The 22948-nt window shown below is 56.8% G+C and carries 24 protein-coding genes and 1 pseudogene; 19 read left to right on the forward strand and 6 right to left on the reverse strand.

Features of this window, described 5'->3' with window-relative positions; translation table 11 throughout:
- Positions 1-716 precede the first annotated feature (716 nt).
- The 4 genes and pseudogenes from JSY17_RS25950 to JSY17_RS03025 form a co-directional block, all read left to right on the forward strand.
- Positions 717-1742: pseudogene (locus tag JSY17_RS25950) on the forward strand (cache domain-containing protein); the annotation flags it as partial.
- A gap of 30 nt (positions 1743-1772) precedes the next feature.
- On the forward strand, positions 1773-2600 hold the full coding sequence (locus JSY17_RS25955) for a methyl-accepting chemotaxis protein (protein WP_408636083.1): 828 nt from the start codon (positions 1773-1775) through the stop codon (positions 2598-2600).
- A 105-nt stretch (positions 2601-2705) separates the two neighbouring features.
- Positions 2706-3167 carry a hypothetical protein gene (locus JSY17_RS03020; protein WP_206400516.1) on the forward strand — a complete coding sequence of 154 codons (462 nt, stop codon included), beginning with the start codon at positions 2706-2708 and terminating at the stop codon, positions 3165-3167.
- Positions 3164-3856 carry an energy-coupling factor ABC transporter permease gene (locus JSY17_RS03025; protein WP_206400517.1) on the forward strand — a complete coding sequence of 231 codons (693 nt, stop codon included), beginning with the start codon at positions 3164-3166 and terminating at the stop codon, positions 3854-3856. Before JSY17_RS03020 ends, JSY17_RS03025 begins: the two co-directional genes overlap by 4 nt.
- 24 nt (positions 3857-3880) lie before the next feature.
- On the opposite strand, the gene yacG is transcribed toward JSY17_RS03025, so the two are convergent.
- The 5 genes from yacG to pilB are packed head-to-tail and all read right to left on the reverse strand — an operon-like array spanning position 3881 to position 8498.
- Complete coding sequence (yacG, locus tag JSY17_RS03030) at positions 3881-4090, reverse strand: DNA gyrase inhibitor YacG (protein WP_117165735.1); 210 nt, start codon at positions 4088-4090, stop codon at positions 3881-3883.
- Positions 4087-4710: a dephospho-CoA kinase gene (gene coaE / locus JSY17_RS03035; protein WP_206400518.1), complete on the reverse strand. Its 624-nt coding sequence runs from the start codon at positions 4708-4710 to the stop codon at positions 4087-4089. The genes yacG and coaE overlap by 4 nt, the downstream gene beginning before the upstream one ends.
- Positions 4707-5579, reverse strand: a complete 873-nt coding sequence (locus tag JSY17_RS03040; RefSeq protein ID WP_206400519.1) for a prepilin peptidase — start codon at positions 5577-5579, stop codon at positions 4707-4709. The genes coaE and JSY17_RS03040 overlap by 4 nt, the downstream gene beginning before the upstream one ends.
- Before the next feature lies 1 nt (position 5580).
- Positions 5581-6798: a type II secretion system F family protein gene (locus tag JSY17_RS03045; protein ID WP_117184904.1), complete on the reverse strand. Its 1218-nt coding sequence runs from the start codon at positions 6796-6798 to the stop codon at positions 5581-5583.
- A 2-nt stretch (positions 6799-6800) separates the two neighbouring features.
- On the reverse strand, positions 6801-8498 hold the full coding sequence (gene pilB / locus JSY17_RS03050; protein ID WP_206400520.1) for a type IV-A pilus assembly ATPase PilB: 1698 nt from the start codon (positions 8496-8498) through the stop codon (positions 6801-6803).
- A 226-nt stretch (positions 8499-8724) separates the two neighbouring features.
- On the opposite strand from pilB, the gene JSY17_RS03055 reads away from it, so the two are divergent.
- Entirely contained in the window at positions 8725-9114 is a 390-nt protein-coding gene (locus JSY17_RS03055) for a pilin (protein ID WP_117184906.1), read from the forward strand.
- Positions 9115-9173: 59 nt separating this feature from the next.
- Positions 9174-10589, forward strand: coding sequence for an O-antigen ligase family protein (locus JSY17_RS03060; protein ID WP_408636081.1), 1416 nt, complete (start codon positions 9174-9176; stop codon positions 10587-10589).
- Positions 10590-10670: 81 nt separating this feature from the next.
- Here the strand turns inward: JSY17_RS03060 and JSY17_RS03065 are convergent, their stop codons facing one another.
- Positions 10671-11219, reverse strand: a complete 549-nt coding sequence (locus JSY17_RS03065) for a DUF1523 family protein (protein ID WP_122371707.1) — start codon at positions 11217-11219, stop codon at positions 10671-10673.
- Between the two features lie 122 nt (positions 11220-11341).
- Here JSY17_RS03065 and JSY17_RS03070 point away from each other — a divergent pair, with 122 nt between their 5' ends.
- The 13 genes from JSY17_RS03070 to JSY17_RS03130 all read left to right on the forward strand — a co-directional run bounded on the left by JSY17_RS03070 (position 11342) and on the right by JSY17_RS03130 (position 22857).
- Complete coding sequence (locus JSY17_RS03070) at positions 11342-12340, forward strand: ATP-grasp domain-containing protein (protein WP_206400522.1); 999 nt, start codon at positions 11342-11344, stop codon at positions 12338-12340.
- A gap of 52 nt (positions 12341-12392) precedes the next feature.
- Positions 12393-13532 (forward strand): trypsin-like peptidase domain-containing protein, encoded by a 1140-nt coding sequence (locus JSY17_RS03075; RefSeq protein ID WP_206400523.1) that lies wholly within the window; start codon positions 12393-12395, stop codon positions 13530-13532.
- 64 nt (positions 13533-13596) lie between these two features.
- The gene (locus JSY17_RS03080) at positions 13597-14730 is read left to right on the forward strand and encodes a phosphoribosyltransferase domain-containing protein (RefSeq protein WP_206400524.1); all 1134 of its coding nucleotides are present in this window, start codon (positions 13597-13599) and stop codon (positions 14728-14730) included.
- Positions 14723-15481 (forward strand): HAD family hydrolase, encoded by a 759-nt coding sequence (locus tag JSY17_RS03085; protein WP_117182111.1) that lies wholly within the window; start codon positions 14723-14725, stop codon positions 15479-15481. The genes JSY17_RS03080 and JSY17_RS03085 overlap by 8 nt, the downstream gene beginning before the upstream one ends.
- A complete protein-coding gene (locus JSY17_RS03090) occupies positions 15474-16568 on the forward strand; it encodes a cysteine protease StiP family protein (RefSeq protein WP_206400525.1) in 1095 nt (364 codons plus the stop codon). The genes JSY17_RS03085 and JSY17_RS03090 overlap by 8 nt, the downstream gene beginning before the upstream one ends.
- Entirely contained in the window at positions 16568-17518 is a 951-nt protein-coding gene (locus JSY17_RS03095; RefSeq protein WP_117184913.1) for an HpcH/HpaI aldolase/citrate lyase family protein, read from the forward strand. Before JSY17_RS03090 ends, JSY17_RS03095 begins: the two co-directional genes overlap by 1 nt.
- On the forward strand, positions 17519-18223 hold the full coding sequence (locus JSY17_RS03100) for an HAD-IB family hydrolase (RefSeq protein WP_117182114.1): 705 nt from the start codon (positions 17519-17521) through the stop codon (positions 18221-18223).
- 47 nt (positions 18224-18270) lie between these two features.
- Entirely contained in the window at positions 18271-18864 is a 594-nt protein-coding gene (locus JSY17_RS03105) for a TerD family protein (RefSeq protein ID WP_122371702.1), read from the forward strand.
- Positions 18861-20069, forward strand: coding sequence for a TerD family protein (locus JSY17_RS03110; RefSeq protein WP_206400526.1), 1209 nt, complete (start codon positions 18861-18863; stop codon positions 20067-20069). The genes JSY17_RS03105 and JSY17_RS03110 overlap by 4 nt, the downstream gene beginning before the upstream one ends.
- Before the next feature lie 52 nt (positions 20070-20121).
- Positions 20122-20571: a tellurite resistance TerB family protein gene (locus JSY17_RS03115; protein WP_117165752.1), complete on the forward strand. Its 450-nt coding sequence runs from the start codon at positions 20122-20124 to the stop codon at positions 20569-20571.
- Positions 20572-20600: 29 nt separating this feature from the next.
- Entirely contained in the window at positions 20601-21635 is a 1035-nt protein-coding gene (locus JSY17_RS03120; RefSeq protein ID WP_117165753.1) for a TerC/Alx family metal homeostasis membrane protein, read from the forward strand.
- Between the two features lie 27 nt (positions 21636-21662).
- A complete protein-coding gene (locus JSY17_RS03125) occupies positions 21663-22238 on the forward strand; it encodes a TerD family protein (protein ID WP_117165754.1) in 576 nt (191 codons plus the stop codon).
- 40 nt (positions 22239-22278) lie between these two features.
- Complete coding sequence (locus tag JSY17_RS03130; protein ID WP_117165755.1) at positions 22279-22857, forward strand: TerD family protein; 579 nt, start codon at positions 22279-22281, stop codon at positions 22855-22857.
- The last annotated feature ends 91 nt before the right edge of the window (positions 22858-22948 follow it).

Consider the following 22948-nt stretch of genomic DNA (forward strand, 5'->3'; position numbering starts at 1 on the left):
CTCGAGATAATACATCTGAGGTCTGGTGCGATAAGTGCGCAAGAGAAGGGCAGCGAAAAGGGAGTTTTATAGTTACAGGAGATGCTTCTGCTCAACCTTGTCAAAGACCAAGCTGTGATGACCCTCTGGCAGAAATGAAAGCCAGGAAAAAATAACGCGTCTGGTGAGCGTTATTTCAGATTCGCTCACCAGTTTTTTAAAGTGTGATTCTGTGCAGTTCCATACTGATCCCTGAATTGATATATCCAATCTGATCCGCATTTTTCTCCGCCACCTGAATCTGTACCGAAAATCATCCCTTCCTCACAATACCCACACCGCAGCACTCCGAGAGGCGTCTGCCACCTGCTGTATCGCAAATCTGTTCCTGTAGGAGGCCTGAAATGGCTAAGCTTGCATTGTTTCTGATTGGCTTTTTGATCCTGACCATTGGCATTGGACTGCTGGGTACTATTTCTCCTCTGTAAGCGGGGGAATTCCGGGACATTATCGTGTGGGATATAAAAAGAGATGATCTCGCTGAAAATCTCTTCTGGCCGTTGAATTCTGTCGTCGGCTAGCATTCCTTGTCGTTTATAAGCATGTTTTCGGTGCTTGTGAAATGAATAGTCACAGAGAAGGGTAGTATAAAAGCTCTATTCAATCATACGTTTGATTGCAAGTGGCCATTATCCTGTTTACGATAAATCTTCTTTCTAAACGCATGGAGCGACTTGATGAAGATTGTCCATAAGGCTGGCCTCGCCGCAGCTTTCGTACTGTTCTGTACCACCAGTTTGCTGTCGGTGACGCAGGTCGCAAAGGTTCGTGACACTCTTCACAGTCAGGTTTCGGCAAGCATTGCCGAGTCGAGCACTACATTGGCCAGACAGATCGAGAACTGGCTGAACTCCAAGCTCAAGCTCATGGATCTGTTGAGCCAGAATATCGACAGCAACTACAGCACCGAGAACCTTCAGCACCTGATTGGCAGCCCTTTGCTCAAGGATGAATTCATTCTGGTTTTTGGTGCCTTGCAGAGCGATGGCAAACCCATCAAGAACCTGGAGTCCTGGAAGCCGAAACCTGACTGGGACGGACGTACACGTCCCTGGTATGCAGTCGGCAAGGCGGCCAGCCAGGCTGTGCTCACTGAACCCTATGTCGACTCCACAACCGGAGAAACGCTGATTTCTGCCGTGACGCCGTTGCGCGGTGCCGGTGAGTTTCTCGGCGTGATGGGGGGGGATGTCCGCTTGAAAAGCGTGTCCGACACGATCAACACCATGGACTTCAATGGTGCCGGTTACGCTTTTCTGATGAGCAGCAGCGGCAACATCATTTCTCACCCGAACAGTGCCTTGAACGGCAAGAACTACAGTGAGCTGTTCGAGGGCAAGAAGCCTGCTCTGGAGAACAGGCTGCAGCCGGTCAGTGCCGCCGGCAAGGATCTGCTGGTGTCCTTTACGCCGCTGTCCAACCTCAAGGGCATGAACTGGTACATCGGTGTCGTGCTGGATAACAGTATCGTCATGGCCGAGGCCAACAGCCTGAGCTGGCGAGCCACTATTGCCACGCTGCTGGGGGTTCTTATCAGCTTGCTGGTGCTGGGCGCGCTGATGAAGCGGCTGCTCAAACCGCTTGAACTTCTGCACACCTCCCTGCGCGAAATCAACAGCGGTGAAGGCGATCTGACCCGACGTCTACCCGATTCCGGCAAGGATGAGATTGCCCTGCTGTCCCGTGAATTCAATCGCTTCATGGAAAGCCTGCAGACCCTGATCGTTCAGGTGATGGGCAGCTCGCAACAGGTGCATGAAAGCACCAACCGCACTTCCGGCGAGGCCAACCAGGCCGATGGCCGCCTGCAACGACAATTGCAGGAGCTCGATCAACTGGCCACGGCAATGCAGGAGATGGCTTCCACGGCCGAAGAGGTGGCGCGCAACGCTCAGGCCGCAGCTCAGGCGGCGCTCTCGGCCAATGACGAGGTCGACAGCGGTGTGCGTGTGGTGTCGCGCTCGACCGAGGCGATCAAGACTCTGGCCGTCGAAATGGATGAAGCCAGCCAGGCGATTACCGAGCTGGCCAGGCTCAGCCAGAATATCGAATCGATTCTGTCGGTGATCAACAGCATTGCCGAACAGACCAACCTGCTTGCTCTGAACGCGGCCATCGAAGCGGCACGTGCCGGTGAGTCCGGGCGTGGTTTTGCGGTGGTTGCCGATGAGGTGCGCTCCCTGGCCTCGCGCACCCAGCAATCGACTCAGGAAATTCGTCAGATGATCGATCAGTTGCAGACCGGCGTTAAGCAAGCCGAGTCGCGTATGCAACTGAACCGCGACAGTGCCAGCAAGACCGCTGAAGAGGCGGGCGCTGCCAATGAGATGCTGACGGATATCCGTCGGGCAATCATCCGCATCAATGACATGAACATGCAGATTGCCACGGCGGCGGAACAGCAGAGCGCGACCACTGAAGAGATCAACCTCAATACCACCAATATCCGCGATATCAGTCATGAAGTTGCGGCCGGTGCCGAGGTTCAGGTGCGTCAGTGTGCATTGATGGTGGAGCAGGTCGATCAACAGAATCGTTTGCTCAGACGCTTCAATGTCTGAGCTTCAGACGAGCGATAGCTTTTAGAGTCATGGACGGTTGACTTGAGTGGGCATGTTTGTGAAAGCATTCATGCCCACTGTCATTCATGTTCAAGGATTCGTACATTGAAACTCCTGCCCATTCTGCTTCTGGCTTTATTGCCGCTAACCGCCCAGGCTTTGCAGGTCGGTGACCGCCTGGCACCCTGGACCCTGCTCGACCAGTACGATCAGCCCTACACCCTGAATAACCAGACCCGTACGCTTCTGGTCGCCCGCAGCATGGACGCGGCCAAGCTGGTCAATGTCGCGCTCAAGGACAAGCCCAAGGGTTTTCTGGAGTCGCGACAAACCGTGTTCGTGGCCGATATTCAGAAGATGCCCAGTGTGATTGCCAGTCTGTTCGCGATCCCCAAGATGCGTGATTACTCCTATCGCGTCATCCTCGACCGCGATGCGCGTATCGTTCCGCAATATGCAGGCGATGAAGACAAGGTGTTGTGGTTGCAGTTGCGCGATGGGCAACTGGTCGGTCAACAGCAATTCAGCAGTGCCGAGCAGTTGCTGGCCGCGCTTGAAAGACCATGATCGGTGCACAGGTACTGACCGCAGGCAGCATGACGCTGTGCTGGCTGCTGTATGTGCCTGTGTTGTGCTGGGCGGCATGGCGTGCGCCCTGGGTGGAGTTGTTTACCGACAGTCGTCGCCAGCATTTGCTGTTCGGGACGATATTTGCCTTGTTCCTGTTGTGGCTGGTGCGTCGTGATTTTGAAACGGGGGTTTCCTATCACTTTATCGGCATGACCGCCGTGACCTTGCTGCTGGACTGGCCTCTGGCAATCATCGGTGGGCTGGTGGCGCAGTTGGGGCTGCTGGCGCTGGGGCGTCAGGACCTTGCGGCTTTAGGCGTCAACGGTCTGCTGTTCATCGGACTGCCAGTGTGGGTGACAGAGGTCTGCGCGATTCTGGTGGAGCGGGCTCAGCCCAGAAGCCCGTTCGTGTATATCTTCTGCTCCGGCTTTCTGGCGGCTGCGCTGTCGGCTTTGCTCTGCCTGTTGTTGGCCCTTGCCGTGTTATCGCTGGAGGGGATTTTCGGGATGCCGTTCTGGCTGAGCGATTACATCGGCTATCTGTGGCTGCTGATCTTTCCTGAGGCGTTCATCAACGGCATGGTCATCAGTGCGTTGGTGGTGTTCAGCCCGGAATGGCTGGAGACGTTCAATCGCACTCGCTACCTGTCGGCTCCCTGGAACGACAAGTCCAACGGCGGCACCTGACTTCCGGGTGCCGCGTGCGGTCGATCAGTGTCCGCGTGGTGGCAGGTCCAGATCACCGGAGAACAGATCATCTTCGGCATCCGGGCTGACCGGAATCGCATGTTCTTCGGATGCCCAGGCTCCCAGGTCGATCAGTTTGCAACGATCGGAGCAGAACGGACGGGCCGGGCTGGCGGCGCTCCACTCCACCGGGGCGCCACAGGTCGGGCATTGGACGGTCATTGGTTGGCTCACGATTGGCCTCCACGCAAAGTCAGGAAAAAGTGATGCAGCCGCTCGACTTCGCTTTTCAGCCAGGCGGTGTCGCGGTCATTGGTCAGTACATTGTCGGCGTGGCGCAGGCGCTCTTCGCGCTGTGCCTGAACCTTGAGGATGGCCTGGACCTGCTCCGGGCTGGAGCCGTCGCGCTGCATGGTGCGTTCTATCTGCAGGTTTTCGGGAGCATCGATCACCAGAACCCGCTGCACCATCTTGTATTGTCCGGATTCGATCAGCAGCGGCGAAACCAGGATCGCGTAAGGCGATTTGGTCTGAGCCAGATAGCTGACGATTTCCTGGTTGATCAATGGATGCAGCAAGGCTTCCAGCCAGCGTCGTTCTTCCGGGTTCTGGAAAATCCGGGCGCGCAGGGCTCCACGATCCAGTTCACCGCTGGCTTGAAGCACCTCGGCGCCGAAGTGTTCGGCAATCCGGGCCAGTGCCGGACGGCCTGGTTCGACCACCCAGCGGGCGACATGGTCGGCATCCACGGTATGAATGCCCAGGTCGATAAAACACTGTGCTGCTGCACTTTTACCGCTACCGATGCCGCCAGTCAGGCCAAGAATCCAGGGTTTGAAAGCAGGGTTGGTCATTTGAAACCGGCAAACTGCAAATAGGAGTCGGTTATTTGACCACCCCAGAGCAAAGCGATCCACCCCGCGATGGCCAGATAAGGACCGAAGGGGATCGGCGTTCCCGCTTCGACCTGACGAATGCGCATCAGCATCACGCCCAGTACAGCGCCTACCAGCGACGATAAGAGGATCGTCAACGGCAGGATCTGCCAGCCACCCCAGGCACCGAGCATGCCGAGCAACTTGAAGTCACCGTAGCCCATGCCTTCCTTGCCGGTCAGCAACTTGAACAGCCAGAACACCGACCATAGCGCCAGATAACCGGCCACGGCTCCCCAGATGGCATCGCTGAGGGATGTGAACAGGCCGAAGGCATTGACGATAAGCCCCAGCCACAACAGGGGCAGGACCAGAGAGTCCGGCAGTAACTGGTGATCGGCATCGATCAGGCTCATGGCCAGCAAGCCCCAGCTCAGCACCAGTATCGCTGCAGCCTGCCAGCCAAAACCGAAGTGCCAGGCGATATAGCCTGACAAGATCCCGCAGGTCAGCTCGACCAGCGGGTAGCGTTTGCTGATCGGCGTCTTGCAGTTAGAGCATTTACCACCCAAGGCCAGATAACTGATGACCGGAATGTTTTCCCAGGCGCGAATCCGGTGGTTGCACTGTGGGCAACTGGAATGCGGAAGGATCAGGTTGAAAGTGTCCGGCTTTGGTTCGGCGGGCAGGCCAAGCACTTCACGGGCCTGGATTTTCCAGTCCTGTTCCATCATCTTCGGCAGTCGATAGACGACGACGTTAAGAAAACTGCCCACCAACAGGCCTAGAACAAAAGTGGAAATAACGAAGGCCAGCACAGAGCTGGCCAGGAAATCGATGAGGAGCATATCAGACGACGTTTCCGAGCTTGAAAATGGGCAAGTACATGGCAAGCACCAGGCCACCGACGATAACGCCGAGTACTGCCATGATCATCGGCTCCATGAGACTGGTCAGACTGTCGACCATATTATCGACTTCGTCTTCGTAGTAAGTCGCAACCTTGTCGAGCATGGAGTCCAGAGCACCGGACTCCTCACCAATCGCAGTCATTTGAATGGCCAGACTCGGGAAAACGCTCACTGAACGCATGGAGAAGTTCAGTTGCATACCTGTGGAAACGTCTTGCTTGATCTTGTTGACCGCATTCTTGAACACCACATTGCCGGTTGCACCTGCTACCGAGTCCAGTGCTTCTACCAGTGGTACGCCGGCGGCAAAAGTCGTGGCAAGGGTTCGCGCATAGCGGGCAACTGAAGATTTATAAATCAGTGGGCCTATGATCGGGACTTTCAACAGAAATCTATCGATGCTGTCACGGAATTTCTGAGACTGTTTATAGGCTCGTTTGAACATGAAGAAGCCCGCAATAAACAGACCGATAATGGCCAGCCACAGTTGCTGCACGATTTCTGAAAGTCCGATGACCATCAAGGTAAAGGCGGGAAGGTCTGCTCCGAAGCTTGCAAATACTGTCTGAAATTGCGGTACGACCTTGATAAGCAAAATGCCCGAAACAATCACCGCTACAACCATGACTGCAATGGGGTAGGTCATGGCCTTCTTGATCTTGGACTTGAGTGCCTCGGTCTTTTCCTTATAGGTGGCAACCCGATCCAGGAGACTTTCAAGCGCACCCGCCTGCTCGCCGGCATCCACCAAGTTGCAGTAAAGGTCGTCAAAGTACTCAGGCTTTTGCCGCAGGGCCGTTGCCAGGCTGTTACCCGCCGATACTTCCTGCTTCAGAAAATCCACCAGCGCACGCATGTTCGGGTTTTCGGCACCCTCGCTGATGATGTCGAAGGACTGCAGCAGCGGTACCCCCGCTTTCATCATCGTTGCCATCTGTCTTGAGAAAAAGGCGATATCCAGCGGCTTGATCTTCTTGCCCTTGCCGAATATGGAGACGGACTTTTTACGCACCTTGGTGGGGTTGATGCCTTGCTTGCGCAACTGGGCCTTGATGAGTGCCGGGTTATGGCCGCTCAACTCGCCACTCATTTTCGAGCCTTTCTTGTCCAGGCCTTCCCAAGTGTAAACAGTGACTTTGACTGCTTTGCTAGCCATGTTTAATCCTTGGTCACGCGGTTGACTTCTTCAAGGCTGGTGATGCCTTGCATTGCCTTGTGCAAGCCTGAGGTGCGCAGGTCATTGAAACCGTCCTTGCGCATCTGTTTTGAAATTTCCAGTGAGTTGCCTTCTTCCATGATGATGCGTTCCAGCTCCGGGGTTTTCTTGACCACTTCGTAAATACCGACCCGGCCTCTATAGCCACCGTTACAGTGATCGCAGCCGACAGGGCCGTAAATCTTGAACTTGCCGATTTCAGACTCGGGGAAACCTTCCTTGAGCAGGGTTTCCCGCGGAATGTCGAGTTCTTTCTTGCAATGCGGGCAAAGCTTGCGGGCCAGACGCTGGGCAATGATCAGGTTGATGGCCGTGGCAATGTTAAAGGCCGCGACGCCCATATGATGCAGACGAGTCAGGGTTTCCGCCGCACTGTTGGTGTGCAATGTGGACATCACCATATGGCCGGTCTGTGAAGCCTTGATCGCAATCTCGGCGGTTTCCAGGTCGCGGATCTCACCGACCATGATCACGTCCGGGTCCTGACGCAGGAATGCCCGCAGTGCCTGGGAGAAGTCCATGCCCTGGCGCGGGTTGACGTTGACCTGATTGATACCTTCCAGGTTGATTTCCACCGGGTCTTCGGCGGTGGAAATATTGATATCCACGGTATTGAGGATATTCAGGCCGGTATAGAGCGAAACGGTTTTACCCGAGCCGGTGGGGCCGGTGACCAGAATCATGCCTTGTGGTTGCTTCAAGGCTTCCAGATACAGGGCCTTCTGTTCCGGCTCATAGCCCAACGCATCGATCCCCATCTGCGCACTGGTGGGGTCCAGAATCCGCATCACGATCTTCTCGCCCCACAGCGTCGGCAGGGTGTTCATACGAAAATCGATGGCTTTGCTTTTGGACACTCGCAGTTTTACCCGGCCGTCCTGCGGCTTGCGCCGTTCCGAGATATCCAGGCTGGCCATGACTTTCAGGCGTGCAGCAATCCGGCTTGCCAAGTGGATAGGAGGTCTGGCGGCTTCATGCAGGATGCCGTCGGTACGAAAGCGCACGCGAAAGACTTTTTCATAGGGCTCGAAGTGCAAGTCCGAAGAGCCCATACGGATGGCATCCATCAGCATCTTGTTGACGAAGCGTACGACTGGCGCATCGTCGGCGTCATCCTTTCCGGAAATCGATGTTTCTTTTACGTTATCGGCCTGTTCTATATCTAGGCCCAGATCGACATCGGCCATTTCCCCCAAGCCCATGCCGGTGTCGAACAGTTTTTCGATGGCATCGCTGAGCTTGTCGTCCTCAACCAGAATCGCTTCGGTATTCAGGCCGGTGCTGAACTGGATATCGGTAACGGCCTGGTGGTTGGTGGGGTCCGATACGCCCACGAATAGCTTGTTGCCACGCCGCCACAAAGGCAGGGCATGATGCTGACGCACCAGCTTTTCGCTGACCAGTCCCTTGGGCTGGCTTTCTTTATCCAGGCAGTTGAGGTCAAGGAAGGGGACGCCGAATTGATCGGATGCCAGCTCCGCCAGTACCAGACTTTTGACCAGCTTGTTCTGGACCAGATAGCTGACCAGCGAGATCTTGTCGCGTCGTGCCTGTTGATAAGCCTGCTGCGCAGTTTTTTCGGTGAGAAGCTCGGCTTCGACCAATTGCTTGGCCAGACCGGTAAGGACGACATCAGACATAAAGCCACCAGACACAGACAGTGTGAGGTTTATAGCGCAGTCGGGCTTTGCTGCCAAATGGCTGTGCGGGATGTGACGAAAATTGTCAGTTTCTGATGATTTCGGTGGGCGCGAAGAGCACTTATGCTTGGTCTTGGTCAATCAATTGCGCGGTATCTGAATTTGGCATGGCCTGTGCTTTTGTTCCTGCAAGGCACCACCTCATTGACGCCTTGGAGATGTATCCATGCAAACACAAAAAGGTTTTACGTTGATCGAGCTGATGATCGTGGTTGCGATCATCGGTATTCTGGCAGCGGTAGCCATTCCGTCCTATCAAAATTACACCTTGCGCGCGCAGGCCTCTGCTCTGCTCGCAGGCTTGGATTCCGCCAAATTGGCGGTAGCAGAGAACTGGTCTAATGGATCTGCAGCTGCTGATCTTTGCGGTACGGGCGCTAGTGCGATCAGTGGATGTTCAGGTAGTGGTGTTTTGACTGCTTCACGTACAAACCCAGCTGTTACAGTTCGTCTGCAGCCGACCCCGCCAGCAACTACAACAGTTGGTGGAGCTGTTACTTGGTCATGTACTGTTACACCAGCAAACGCAGCTCCTAGCGGATGCCAAGGCTCGTAATAGCTTGAAAGAAAGGCGCTTCGGCGCCTTTTTTGATGTCGGAGGTCTGGAGTCTCCAAGTGTTATCTACAGCAAAAAAACATATTTTTTTCTTCTGCTGCTGTATCACTCTTTTTATCTGTGCGGGCACCTTCGAGTTCTCCGGTCACAACTTCCAGAGACTGGCACAGTTTGTTATTGGCACCCTCTCTGTATTGGCTCTCTGTCTATATTCGACCAAGGGCCTGAATGTCAGTGTGTTTCAACCGGGCATCAAGGCTGTTTTTTCATGTGTGTTGCTGGGCGGAATCATTTCCAGTCTGACAGCCCATCAGCCTCTTTGGGCATTGATCGAGTTATCGGTCTTGTTGTTGTGTTGCGCCATCGCCAGTGCATTTGCCCAGCAGCGAAGAATTCACGGCGCTCGGCTTGATCGGTTTTTCATTGGCTTCGTTGTCTTCATCTGCGCTGTCAAAATACTTCAGTTTCTTTCTGCAACTGCTGCAGCCTTCCTGAGTTTTCCCCCCGCGCTGGATACCGATCTGCTGCTGGAAGGTTTTTCCAACAAGCGTTTCTATGGTCAGTTTCAAACCTTCACCTTGCCGTTGCTTGCATTGCCCCTGCTGCTGGTTTCTGCGCGGCGCTCTATCAAGGTTTCGATCTTTATCCTGCTGAGTCTCTGGTGGATGATCGCCGTGACCGGCGGTACGAGAGGTACATGGCTGGGGATGGGGGCTGCTGTGGCCGTAGCTTCCTGTCTCGGAGGCACTGGACGCTATTGGGCTGGCTGGCAACTGGCAGCCGCCTCAGTGGGCATATTGCTGTTTCTTCTTCTTTTCAGTCTTGTACCGGCCTGGATGGGCATTGACGTCGTCAATTTTGCAGGTGAACGGCTGAATACTTCGCTGTCTGCCCGTGAGCTGCTGTGGCAGCAGGCATGGACCATGATCCAGGAGCATCCGCTGCTGGGGTTTGGTCCGATGCATTTTGCCGATATCTGGAATCCGTATGGCGCTCATCCGCATCAGGCGATTCTGCAATGGGCAAGCGAGTGGGGAATACCTTCCACATTGTGCGTGGCCGGTCTTGCTCTGTATGGGCTTGTGGTGACCGCTCTCTTGTTGCGCAATAGAGCCCACTCTCGGGAGCCTGTCGATTTGCTAAGGCTTTGCCTGTTCGCAAGTCTTGTTGGGGCACTGACACAGGCCATGGTCGATGGCGTCATTGTCATGCCGTATTCGCAATTATGGCTGGCAATCATTGTTGGCTGGTTATTGGCCTTGCATGAATGGCAGATCACACCGGTTTCGCGCAGCCTGATTCTTGATCGTTTATGGATAGCCTGTCTCGTTCTGGCGGCGGGCCTGATTTTCTATACGATCATTCGCGATTTCCCCGACCTGGAGAATCTTCAGCAGCAGTCCGGGCAGAGTTTTGGAGGTCCTTCTCTGCCTCGTTTCTGGCTGCAGGGGATTATCGCGCATCCTCCCGAATGAATTCGGTAAGGGCGAATCCATTCGCGAGACTGCATTTCACGCTGCCGGATGTATTCGCCCTTCACGAATAAATTAATTCGCTTATTCCCTCACCACCCCATCAACCCGCGGTTGCTTGCGAAACCGGCGCTTGACCACAATCACCACGACCAGCACCAACAGCGTCAGCACGCCGAAGAAGATCGCGTTGAAGATCGGAAACGGTTCGTCACGGCTGGTGGTGGGCTGGATTTCGGTGATGTTGGGGAACATCGACAGTAGCTGGATGCGCCAGCCGTAGTAGCGGATCAGCGCCAGTTGCTGGGAGTCGCGTGAGTAGCCCTGGGCCTTGGCCTGGATGTCCGCCGAGTCGAATTTGAAGTACCACGGGAAGCTCCAGCCGGTGTCTTCGTTGCGGTAGACCACGACCTTCTTGGTGTCCGGCTCTTCGGTGTTGATGAAGTAGACATCCCGGGTCGGGCCATCGGCCACGTTGTCGGCATTGATCACGCCGTCCGCATCCATTCTTTTGACTTCCACGCCCGTGACCATCACGACATCATGGCGCGGCAAGATGTAGTGGAGGCTCAGTGCGCTGATCCCCAATAAAACGAAAACCACCAGCCAAATCGACCGTTTGAGCCACTTCATGTCATTGTCCCCCAGTGAAAAATGGCGTGACTTTGCCTTAATCCGAACATTTTGAAGCAAAACAGTTATTACAAAATTCGACAAAGATGCTTAGAAAGCTGCTTTGTTTTCTGGAGACTCACATGATTTGGTTCCTTGAAGGCCAGTCCAGCCAGCGCGAAGTCATCATGGGCGCGCGTCATGCCTTGCCGAAAACGGTACGGATTATCGCCTCCCATCGTCAGGATCGCCCTGAAATTACCGGGCAGGCCGACGTTGCCTTGCAGGAGCCGCGCAACAATGCAGAGCGCATCGACTGGGTCATCCAGACGGCCCGGGAGCTGGGCGTCAAAGTCATTATCGCGGGGCGTGTCGGCAGCTTTTATGAGGCGCATCGCGAGCGTTTCGTGGCCGAGGGTTTTGATCTGGTCACCGGCGGCACCAGTCTGCAGACCTTTCTCAATGTAGACGACAAGAGCCTTTTCACTGCCGCCGCCGAGCAGGCCGGCCTGGCCTGCATACCGGGAATCAGCGCACACAATGCCGAAGAATTGCAGGCGGCCTATGAAACCCTGTCCCGCACAGGCGAGGTCTGCATCAAGCCGACCGTTGGCATCTTTGGCCATGGTTTCTGGCGCTTCAAGGCCGGTGTCGATGACTTCCGCTGTTTCGCCAACCCCGATGCCCGGGAAACCAGTTTCGAGGCTTACATCAATGCCTATCGCCAGTCGGATGACAGGCCGCCGATGTTGCTCATGCCGTATATGCCGGGCAGCGAATGTTCGGTGGATATGGTCTGTGAGCAGGGCAAGGTCGTGGCGTCTGTCGGTCGACGCAAGCAGGGGATGAACCAGACCTTCGAGCGCGACAGCGAGGCGGTTCGGCTGGCGGTACAGGCGGCCGAGCATTTCGGCTGCGATGGTTTGATCAACGTCCAGACCCGCGACGATGCCAGCGGCAAGCCGCACTTGCTGGAAATCAATCCGCGCTATTCGGGCGGCATTGGCTACACACGAGAAACCGGTATCAACCTGCCGGGCATTTTCGCGACCCGGCGGCTTGGGCTGAAAGAACCGGAAACACATTGGCGGGATAATATCCGGGTCAAGGCCATTACCGTGGCTGTACTGGCTACGGTTTGATCGGGATAATAGTTTTTTGCTATTGCCTTGCTCTTGTCAGGGAGGATTGGGCATGAAAGTGCTGGCACCGGGCGCCAATACAGCTATTGCGAATGCACATTGCACATGGCTGCTGGAAAGCGGCAAGGCCTCGGTATTCGGCGAATACGTGGCGGTAGCATTGCTGCCGGTTGACGAAAAACGTCAGCCCAAGGGCGATCCGGCATTGTTGCATCGTGAGCAGGACTGGATGGAGTGGAGCGACGGGCCGGAACGGGTCGGTTGTTCGCTCAGGCTGGATCGTCTGCCCGCCGGCAGTGATCGCGTTCTGGTGATGGCTTATGTCTATGCCGCCACCGGGCCGATTCGCGAGATTTCCAGTCTGCGGCTGGTGATCGACAAGGAAATCGAAGTCCTGGCGGATCTGCGGGACAACGGTGAGGCGTCGATCATTATCGGCGAGTTTTACCTGCGTAACGATCAATGGAAGTTTCGAGCGCTGCATGAAGGCTCTGCCTACGGACTGGCAGCGTTTGGACGCAAGATCGGTCTGGACGTCGATGATCGACACCCACGGCGCAGTTCCATCAACTCTCCAGGCGGTCATCAGCACCAGTCGGCTACCGGTACTGCGTTTGTGGTCGGGCCTTCCCATGTGATGACCTGCGCCCATGTCATCGAAGACATGAACGTGCTGTATATCAGCTCTCTGGAAGGGCGCTTCAAGGTCGAGCCGGTGGTGGTCGATCGACGCAACGACATCGCCTTGTTGCGGGTACAGGGCGCTTCGCCGCTCAAGCCGGCCATCTTTCGGGAGGGCTTGGGGGCAGAACCGGGCGATACGGTGGTGGTACTGGGTTATCCGCTGGCATCGATTTCCGGTGGTAGCCTGCAGGTGACGCAAGGCGGGATATCCAGCCTGTTCGGCTTGCACAGCGATGCCAGCCTGTTTCAGTTCACGGCACCCATTCAGCCGGGTTCCAGTGGCAGTCCACTGTTCGACAACGGTGGCGCGGTTATCGGGATGGTGACCTCAAGTGTGCCGGATGCACAGAACATGAATTTCGCGGTGAAGTCGGCATTGCTTCTGTCTTTTCTGGAAGCCTGCCGCGTGACGGCATCCCATGCCCGTCCGGAAAGGACGTACACCACGACCGAAATTACACGCTCTGCCCAGTCGGCGCTCTGGCTTCTCGAGGCCTCGCGTACATGACGGCTTCCCTCCGGGAAACGGGCAGGCGCAAGGGGCATCGGCCCCGTTAACCAGGAATCTATCCATGGACAGCAGTTCAGCTCTTTCCACCCCCACAAGGCTTCGCGCTGATCTGCTCCGTGGTCGTCTCGACGTGATGGTCGATTCGTCCAGCATCGCGCCGGCCTCCCTGTTCGGCTTTGCCGAGCGGCGAAATCCCAAGCGGGCGTTTCTCTTCGTTTCCCGCGTGCTCGGGCGACATATTCCGGTGCGCCCAAGCGTCATGCTCAAGAGCTTCCAGGACCTTGCCCACAAGATCCCGGCCGATCTGCCGGGGCCGGTACTGGTTATCGGCATGGCCGAGACGGCGGTCGGGCTGGGGGCTGGCGTACACCGCGCCTACAGCGAGTCGCGCCCGGATGCGCTGTATCTGGTCAGTACCCGTCACCCGACCGGCACCGAGCTGTTTGCCCGTTTCGAGGAAGAACACAGCCACGCCAGTGCCCACCTGATCCATTTGCCCACCGACCCTGCGCTGCGCGAGATGATGCTGGGCGCCCGTTCGCTGGTGCTGGTGGACGATGAAGCCTCGACGGGCAAGACCTTCATCAACCTCTACCGGGCGCTGGTCGAGGCGGGACTGAGCAAGGTCGAGCGGGTCGTGACCTGCGTCCTCACCGACTGGTCGGCCGGTGCGGTCAGCAGCACCATGGGCGATGTGGCCGAGCAGGTTTCGTTGCTGCAGGGTTCCTATTCCTTTGCTGAAGATCTGGCTGCGCCACTGCCTGACATGCCGGAGGTCGGCACCGTGGCCATGGGCGACTGGCCTCTGGTCACCGCCAATGACTGGGGACGTCTCGGTGTTCGCTCGGTACGCGATACTCTGGCTCCCGACATTCAGGTCGCCAAGGGCGAGCGTGTTCTTGTGGTGGGCACCAGCGAGTTCGTCTGGCGTCCGTTCCTGCTGGCCGAGCGTCTGGAAAAGGCCGGTGCCGACGTGCATTTCAGCTCCACCAGCCGTTCACCGATTGCCCTGGGACATGCCATCGATCATGCCTTGTCGTTCTCCGACAACTACGGCCTGGGGATTCCCAACTTTCTCTACAACGTACGGCCCGGTCAGTTCGATCGCGTCCTGATCTGCACCGAAACCCCTCAGCAGGCCGTGCCTGCCGAGCTGGTCGAAGCGCTGAATGCCGAGGTGATCTGCGATGAGTAACGAACGTCCGCTGATATTCGTGGATCTGGACGACACCCTTTTCCAGACCGCTCGCAAGACGGCTCCCGGTATCGAGAAACATATGGCTACCGTCGACCTCACCGGCAATGCCAATGGCTACATGACCAATGTGCAGAAGTCCTTTGTGAACTGGCTGCTGGCCCACTCCGATGTGGTGCCGGTCACGGCGCGTAGCGTCGAGGCTTACAGTCGGGTGAAGTTGCCGTTCAGCTCGGGCGCGATCTGTTCTCATGGAGGCGTGATGCTCGATGCTGCCGGTCGCCTGGACAGCGACTGGAATGCACAGATGAAACAGACCCTGGCCGCTTATCAGGGCCGACTGCATGAGCTGAGCGCTGCCACCCTGGCCATTGGTCAGGAAATGGGCGTTTCGTTGCGGGGCTGGGTAGTGGAGGAGGCGAAACTTTTCCATTATGTGGTCACCAAGCACAACGAAAGCGATGACAGCATTCTGACCCGGGTGCTGGCCGAAGTGCAGGCACGTGGCCTGCTCGACGACATGCATGTGCATGGCAACGGCAATAACCTGGCATTCCTGCCCAACGGTCTGGCCAAGCGTTATGCGGTGCAGGAGTGGCTACGTCGTGATCGTGCCGTTAACGGCGAGCGCCCGGTACTGGGTTTTGGTGACAGCATCACCGATCTCGGTTTCATGGACGAGTGTCACTGGTGGGCAACGCCTGCGCGCAGTCAGTTGGCCAGGGTGTTCGCCGGTGCCGCGCATGACTAATCCCGTCCACGGGCTCGATACGGTGGGCAGCGGTAGCTATCTCGCGGATGACGTGCAGTTTCTGCTGCGCAGCGTCGAGATGGCCGCTACCGATGTCGAGGAAAAAGAGCGTCTGATCCAGACGAAGCAAAAGCATTATTCGGAAATGATCAGCCAGGAGTCCGCGCCCGGCGAGGCTCATTGCGCGTTGTTCGAGCGTGCGCTGGTGCAGAACGGCGTGCGCATGGCAACCGACGTACAGGCTCTGGCGCTGGCCCTCGATCAGGCGTGCCAGGGGCGCGAGATCGTTCTGGTGTCCTTTGTGCGCGCCGGTTTGCCGTTGGGCGTCCTGCTGCGCCGGGCCTTGATCGAGCTGGGTCGCGAAGCGCATCACTATGGCATCAGCATCATTCGTGATCGTGGTATCGACTCGGTTGCGCTGGAAGCCATCATTCAGGCCCATGGCGCACAGAACATCGTTTTCGTGGATGGCTGGACCGGCAAGGGTGCGATTTCCGGAGAAATCAAACGCAGTCTGGCCGGCGACAACCGGTTCCCGGAAGAGCCGCGTCTGGTGGTGCTGGCCGACCCGTGCGGCAGTGCCTGGCTGGCGGCGTCCTCCGAGGACTGGGTGATTCCGTCCGGCATTCTCGGTGCCACGGTGTCAGGACTGGTATCGCGTTCCATATGGCCCGCCGATGGCGGGCTGCACGGGTGTGTCGTTTACGATCACTTGCAGGAACATGACGTGACCCGCTCGTTCATTGAGCGGATCGAAAGCCAGCGCCGCAATCTGCAGGCCGTTGTTGCGGCGCAGCCCTGGACGCCACAGCAGCGCATGGAGCTCAGGAGCGCGGCCCGCCAGGTTGTCGACCATCTGGCCGAGCGGTTCGGGATCAATAACCTCAACCGGGTAAAGCCGGGGATTGCCGAGGCGACCCGTGCCGTCATGCGCCGGGTGCCCGATCACGTACTGGTGCGCAATACCACTGACAGCGATGTGCAGTTGCTCATGCACCTGACCGAAAAAGCAGGCATCCCTGTCGAGGAAGCCGCAAATGCCTTGGGGCCCTATCGGGCGATAACCATTATTCGGAGTCTCAGCTAATGGCCATACCTTCGCCTTATGCTTTGGGGGCAACGCTGTATATGCCTGCCACCCGCGACGACATTCTCGATGTGGTATTCGGAGAAAAGATCCCCGAACTGCGTTCGCTGGTCGTGTGTCTGGAAGACGCCGTGGCGCTTATCGATGTCGAGACTGCGTTGGTCAACCTGCGCAATGTGCTGACACGCATCCAGGACCGTGGCGGTCGGCCGGATAATGGCCCGTTGCTGTTTGTACGTCCTCGCGATGCGGCAATGGCGAAAATTCTCAATGACTGGCCGCTGATGACTCACGTCGACGGGTTCGTCGTCCCCAAGCTTTCGCTGCAAAGTCTTGCAAGCTGGGAGGATGCCGTTACCAATCCCGAGCTGGCCCTGATGCCTACACTGGAGACCCCCGAGGTGTTCAACCCGACGGCCATGGTCGAGCTGGGGCAGGCTCTCAAGGTCAATCTGGGTGAGAGGATCATCGCCCTGCGCATTGGCGGCAACGATCTGATGGGCTGCCTCGGTCTGCGCCGCAATCCGGCCATGACGCTGTATGGCACGCCCATGGGGTATGTGATTCCGATGCTGGCCGGCGTGATGGGTTCGCAGGGTTTTGCCCTGACTGCGCCGGTCTTCGAGCAACTGGCAACTCCCGACATCCTCGAACAGGAACTGGCGCTGGATATCTCCAACGGTCTGGTGGGCAAGACAGCAATCCACCCCTCGCAGGTCAATATCATTCAGAATGCGTTTCGTGTGAGCCTGGAAGACCTGAACTGCGCCCGTATGATTTTGAACTCTGTCGCTCCGGCGGTGTTCAAGTACAACGATGCGATGTGTGAACCGGCCACTCATTACAAATGGGCAACCCACATCATGGAGCGCGCCAAATGGCACGGAGTCCTGCCGACTCCCGCTTCGATCGTGGATGCCAGCATTCGACTCGCTGAGGCAGTTAGTTAAATGATAGAGCCTGATCTTGAAGTGGAAGTGGAGCAGCGCCTGCTGGCGGTGTTCGATTTTGACGGGACACTGACCCGCCATGACAGCTTTGTCCCATTTCTCAAATTCGCTTTTGGGCAGCGTGCTTTTTCCGTCCGCATGGCCCGTCTGGTATTGCCAAGCCTGGGCTACCTGGCCAGGCGTGTGACGCGCGATGAACTCAAGGGCCGTCTGATAAAGGCCTTTCTGACAGGCGTTGAGGTGCAGTGGTTGCAGCAGAAGGCCGAAGCGTTCTGCGAGCTGTACTGGACACGCCTGATGCGTCCCGCGGCGCTGGAGTCGGTAGCGGCGGAAATCGAAAAGGGGGCCATTGTCACGCTATGTTCAGCATCGCCTGCTATGGTCCTGCAACCTTTCGCAGATCGCCTGAAAGTCGAGTTGATCGGCACCAATCTTGAAGTGATCGACGGCAAACTCACCGGTCTTATCGAGGGCAGCAACTGTCGCTGCGACTCCAAGGTCATGCGTCTGGAAGGGGTTTACGGGCCGCTTTCACAATTTCGTGTACGGGCCTGGGGTGACACGCGAGGCGACCACGAATTGCTCGCGGCGGCACAGGATGCGCACTGGCGTCTGTTCCATCCGGCGTGGCGTCGGGGCCGCTATAAAGGGCCCGTTAACGCCAAGTTACATAATCGGGATGGCAATGATGGCCCATCGCGGTAAGGCTGTAACACTTTTATCCGAATTCCGTAGTTCACATGGAGCGAAAAATGGCACTCACTTTGGCAAAAAACCAGACGATCTCGCTTGAGAAAACCGCTGGTACAGGCCTTAAGAAAGTCAGCATGGGGCTGGGATGGGACCCTGAAAAGCCGAGCGGTTTCTTCGGCAAACTGTTGGGCGGCGGTGGCGGCGATATCGATCTGGACGCCTCCTGCATCATGCTCGATGGCGACAAGAAGCCTCTGGATCTGGTCTGGTTCCGTCAGCTGCAATCGCGTGACGGTGCCATTCATCACTCCGGCGACAACCGTACCGGTGAAGGCGCGGGCGATGACGAAACCATCAGCGTCGATCTGGAAAAGCTGCCGGCAACCGTGAAATACCTGGTGTTCACCGTCAACTCGTTCACCGGCCAGAACTTCGAAAAAGTCGCCAATGCCTACTGCCGTATCGTCGATCTGGGCTCGCGCAACGAGCTGGGCCGCTTCGATCTGTCCGAAAAGGGTCAGCACACAGGCGTGGTCATGTCCTATCTGTCGCGCACTTCCAGTGGCTGGGATTTCACCGCTGTAGGTCAGGCCACCAATGGCCGTACTGCCGACGATCTGGTCGATCTGGCCATTGGAGCGGTACGCGCATGACTCAACTTGTCCCAGGCGCCAATGCGCCAGTAGCTGCAGGCCCATTGACGGTCGACGTCAGCTATTCCCCTCTAGCGGGCGCGGACATCGATGTCTCCGCGTTCCTGCTGACCAGTGCAGGCAAGGTGCGTGGCGATCACGACATGTGTTTCTTCGGCCAGAAGAGCGTGAGTGGCGGCGCAGTTCAGCTGACGGAAACGTCGGCGGGCCGTGCCGTATTCAGCCTCGATCCGGGCCGTCTGGATGCCGCCATCGAGAAGGTCGCGCTCACTGCAACCATCTATGAAAACAAGGCCAGCTTCGACAGCGTCTCGCGTCTGGCCCTGACCGTCACCGGCGGAATCGAAGCGGTCATTCCTACCAGTGGCATGAAGGAAACCGCGCTGATTCTGGGTGAGCTCTACCTGCGTCAGGGCGCCTGGAAATTCCGTTGCGTCGCCCAGGGCTTTGCTGGTGGCCTCGAACCTCTGGCCAAGAACTTCGGTGTTGAAGTCGCAGCGCCCGAGGCCCAGCCTCCTGCACCTGCACCTGCACCTGCACCTGCACCTGCACCTGCACCTGCACCTGCACCAGTAGCTGCGCCCAAGCCCACCGTCAGTCTCAGCAAGATCACGCTGGACAAGACACGTGCTTCCGTCAGTCTGGAAAAAACCAGCGCCGGTTTCGGCGAAATCAGGGTCAACCTGAACTGGAATCGTCGCAGCGAGAGCAAAAGCAGCGGCTTCTTTTCGATGAAGAAGAGCAATGCGATCGACCTTGATGTAGGCTGCCTGTTCGAGTTACAGGACGGTTACAAAGGCGCGGTCCAGGCCTTGGGCAATTCGTTTGGATCGCTCAACACCGAGCCTTTCATCAAATTGATGGGCGATGACCGTACTGGCTCCATCAGTGACGGCGAGTGGTTGCATATCAACGGAGCGCACTGGAGCAAGATCCGTCGCATTCTGGTTTACGCATTCATTTATGAAGGTGCGCCGAACTGGAAAGAAACCGACGGTGTTGTCACCATCCACGCCCCTGGCCAGCCGCCTATCGAAGTTCGCCTCAACGAGGAAGGCGGTCGTCAGGGCATGTGTGCGATTGCACTACTGGAAAACGACAACGGTGCCGTCAAGGTGACTCGTCGTGTGGATTTCCACAATGGTCACAGTCATATGGACAAGGCATATGGCTGGGGCATGCGCTGGGCTGCAGGTTCCAAGTAAACAACACGATTGATTTTTCTGAGGTGGCCTGGCTGCCTCGTAGGGGATTGAAATGCTGGACTGGTTGAAAACAAACGCAACAGCCGCTCGCGACAAGCTTGCTTCCGAAGTCTCGAAGTTCAAGAACCGTGAGTTCATGGATGCAGTGGTTTCAGGTTGTGCCCTGGTATCTGCAGCCGATGGCGAAATCAGTTCCAGTGAAAAACAGAAAATGGCCGGCTTCATTCAGAACTCTCAGGAACTGAAAGTCTTTGACATGAAGGACGTCATCCAGGCTTTTCAGGATGCCTGTGCCAAATTCGACTTCGATGTCGAAATCGGTCGTGCCGAAGCGCTGAAAACCATCGGCAAGATCAAGAAAAAAGAAGATGCTGCCCGCCTTCTGGTGCGCGTCTGCTGTGCCATCGGTGGTGCAGATGGCAGCTTCGACGAGAAGGAAAAGGCTGTCTGCCGTTCTATCTGTAACGAGCTTGGCCTGAATCCTTCCGATTTTGACCTGTAATTTTTGACCCTTTTGAGGAACGCAGTTAAATGGAAAGCACCGCTCTTGGCTTCCCTCCACTCACCATGGCCGTTTTCGTCGGCCTGGCCATCTCGGCCCTGGCCGTCGACATGTTTTCCCATCGGGGAAACAAGCCGATCACATTGACCCAGGCTTCGGCCTGGTCGATTTTCTGGGTGGCAATCTCGCTGGCATTCGCCGGCTTCCTGTACGTTCAGCACGGCTCCGAAGTCGCCACGCTGTTCGTGACCGGTTATGCACTGGAAAAAGTCCTGAGCGTCGATAACCTCTTCGTGTTCATGGCCTTGTTCGCCTGGTTCAAGATTCCTGATGGCCTGCGCCATCGCGTTCTGTACTGGGGCATCATCGGTGCCATCGTATTCCGCGGCATTTTCGTCGCCATCGGTACAGGCCTTCTGGCTCTGGGCCCGTGGGTCGAAGTGGTGTTCGCGGTAATCGTTGCCTGGACTGCAATCATGATGCTCCGGGCTGGCGATGACGACGACGAAGAAATCGACTACTCCCAGCACATGGCCTATCGCTTTGCCAAGAAACTGTTCCCGGTATGGCCGAAACTGCACGGCAACAACTTCTTCGTAAGACGCGCAGTCCTGGAAGAAGAGATCAAGAAGCCAGAGAACAGCGGTATCACCCTGGCTGCCAAGGGCGCGATCTTCGCGACTCCTCTGTTCCTGTGTCTGGTCGTGGCTGAAATCTCCGACGTACTGTTCGCCTTCGACTCCGTGCCGGCCATCATCGCCGTGAGCCGTGAGCCGCTGATCGTATTCTCGGCCATGCTGTTCGCAATCCTGGGCCTGCGTACCCTGTACTTCGTACTGGAAGCCCTGAAGCGCTATCTGGTTCACCTGGAGAAAGCGGTCATCGCGCTGCTGTTCTTCATCGCAATCAAGCTGGGTCTGAACGCAACCGACCACTTGTTCCATCATGGATACAGCATCAGCGCCAACACCAGTCTGCTGGTTGTGATGGTGGTGTTGGTCATCGGTATTGTCGCTAGCCTGCTCTTCCCGGGAAAAGACGAGTCGGCTGAAGAAAAAGCGTAAACACTGGAAAAAGGAGATAAACGAATCATGGCTTTGACTCTGCAAAAAGGTGGCAACCTTTCGCTGTCCAAAACCGACCCGACCTTGACCAATGTATTGATCGGCCTGGGCTGGGACCCGCGCGCCACTGACGGCCAGGAGTTTGACCTGGACGCCAGCGCATTCCTGCTGGGTGCCAATGGTAAAGTCCGCAGCGAAGCCGACTTCATTTTCTACAACCAGCTCAAGAGCGCCGATGGCTCCGTGGAGCATGCCGGTGACAACCGTACCGGCGCTGGCGACGGTGATGATGAAGTCGTGAAGGTCGATCTGACCCGCGTGCCTGCCGATGTCGAGAAAATCGTATTCGTCGTGACCATTCACGAGGCCGACAGCCGCAAGCAGAACTTCGGTCAGGTGGGTGGTTCTTTCATCCGCGTCGTGAACGAGAAGTCCGGCTCTGAAATCGTTCGCTACGATCTGGCCGAAGACGCTTCGACCGAAACCGCGATGATCTTCGCCGAGCTGTATCGCAATAACGGTGAGTGGAAATTCCGCGCCGTAGGCCAGGGTTACGCAGGTGGCCTGAAGGCTGTTGCCAACGCTCACGGTATGAATTTCTGATTCCTACCCTTACTACTTCTTTTAGAAAAGGATTACGCAAATGGCTGTAAGTCTGAGTAAAGGCGGTAACGTTTCCCTGTCCAAAGAGGCCCCTGGCCTGACCGAAGTCACCATCGGCCTGGGTTGGGACCCGCGTGTCACCGACGGCACCGAATTCGACCTGGATGCTTCCGTTTTCATCGTGGGCGAGAACGGCAAGGTGCTGGACGACAGCGGCTTCATTTTCTACAACAACAAGAAGTCGGCTGACGGTTCGGTCGAGCACCTGGGCGACAACCGCTCCGGCGCTGGCGACGGCGACGACGAGTCTGTACTGGTCAAGCTGCCAAGCCTGAACGCTGCCGTGAAGAAGCTGGTTTTCGGCGTGACCATCCACTCGGCCGACGAGCGCAAGCAAAGCTTCGGTCAAGTGGCCAACGCCTACATCCGTGTTCTGAACAAGGCAGACGGCAAGGAAATCGCTCGTTACGACCTGTCGGAAGATGCATCGACTGAAACCGCGATGATCTTCGGCGAGCTGTATCGCCATGGCGACGAGTTCAAGTTCAAGGCCATCGGCCAGGGCTTCGCAGGCGGCCTGAAGCCACTGGCAGAAGCACACGGCGTATCGATCGGCTAAACCCGGTCAGCGTCATGAAAACCCCGCCAGCGATGGCGGGGTTTTTTATTTGTGGAAGGGGCCTATGGTGGAAACTGGTGGCAGGGTCACA

It is taken from the genome of Pseudomonas capsici (assembly GCF_017165765.1).
Classification (GTDB): domain Bacteria; phylum Pseudomonadota; class Gammaproteobacteria; order Pseudomonadales; family Pseudomonadaceae; genus Aquipseudomonas; species Aquipseudomonas capsici.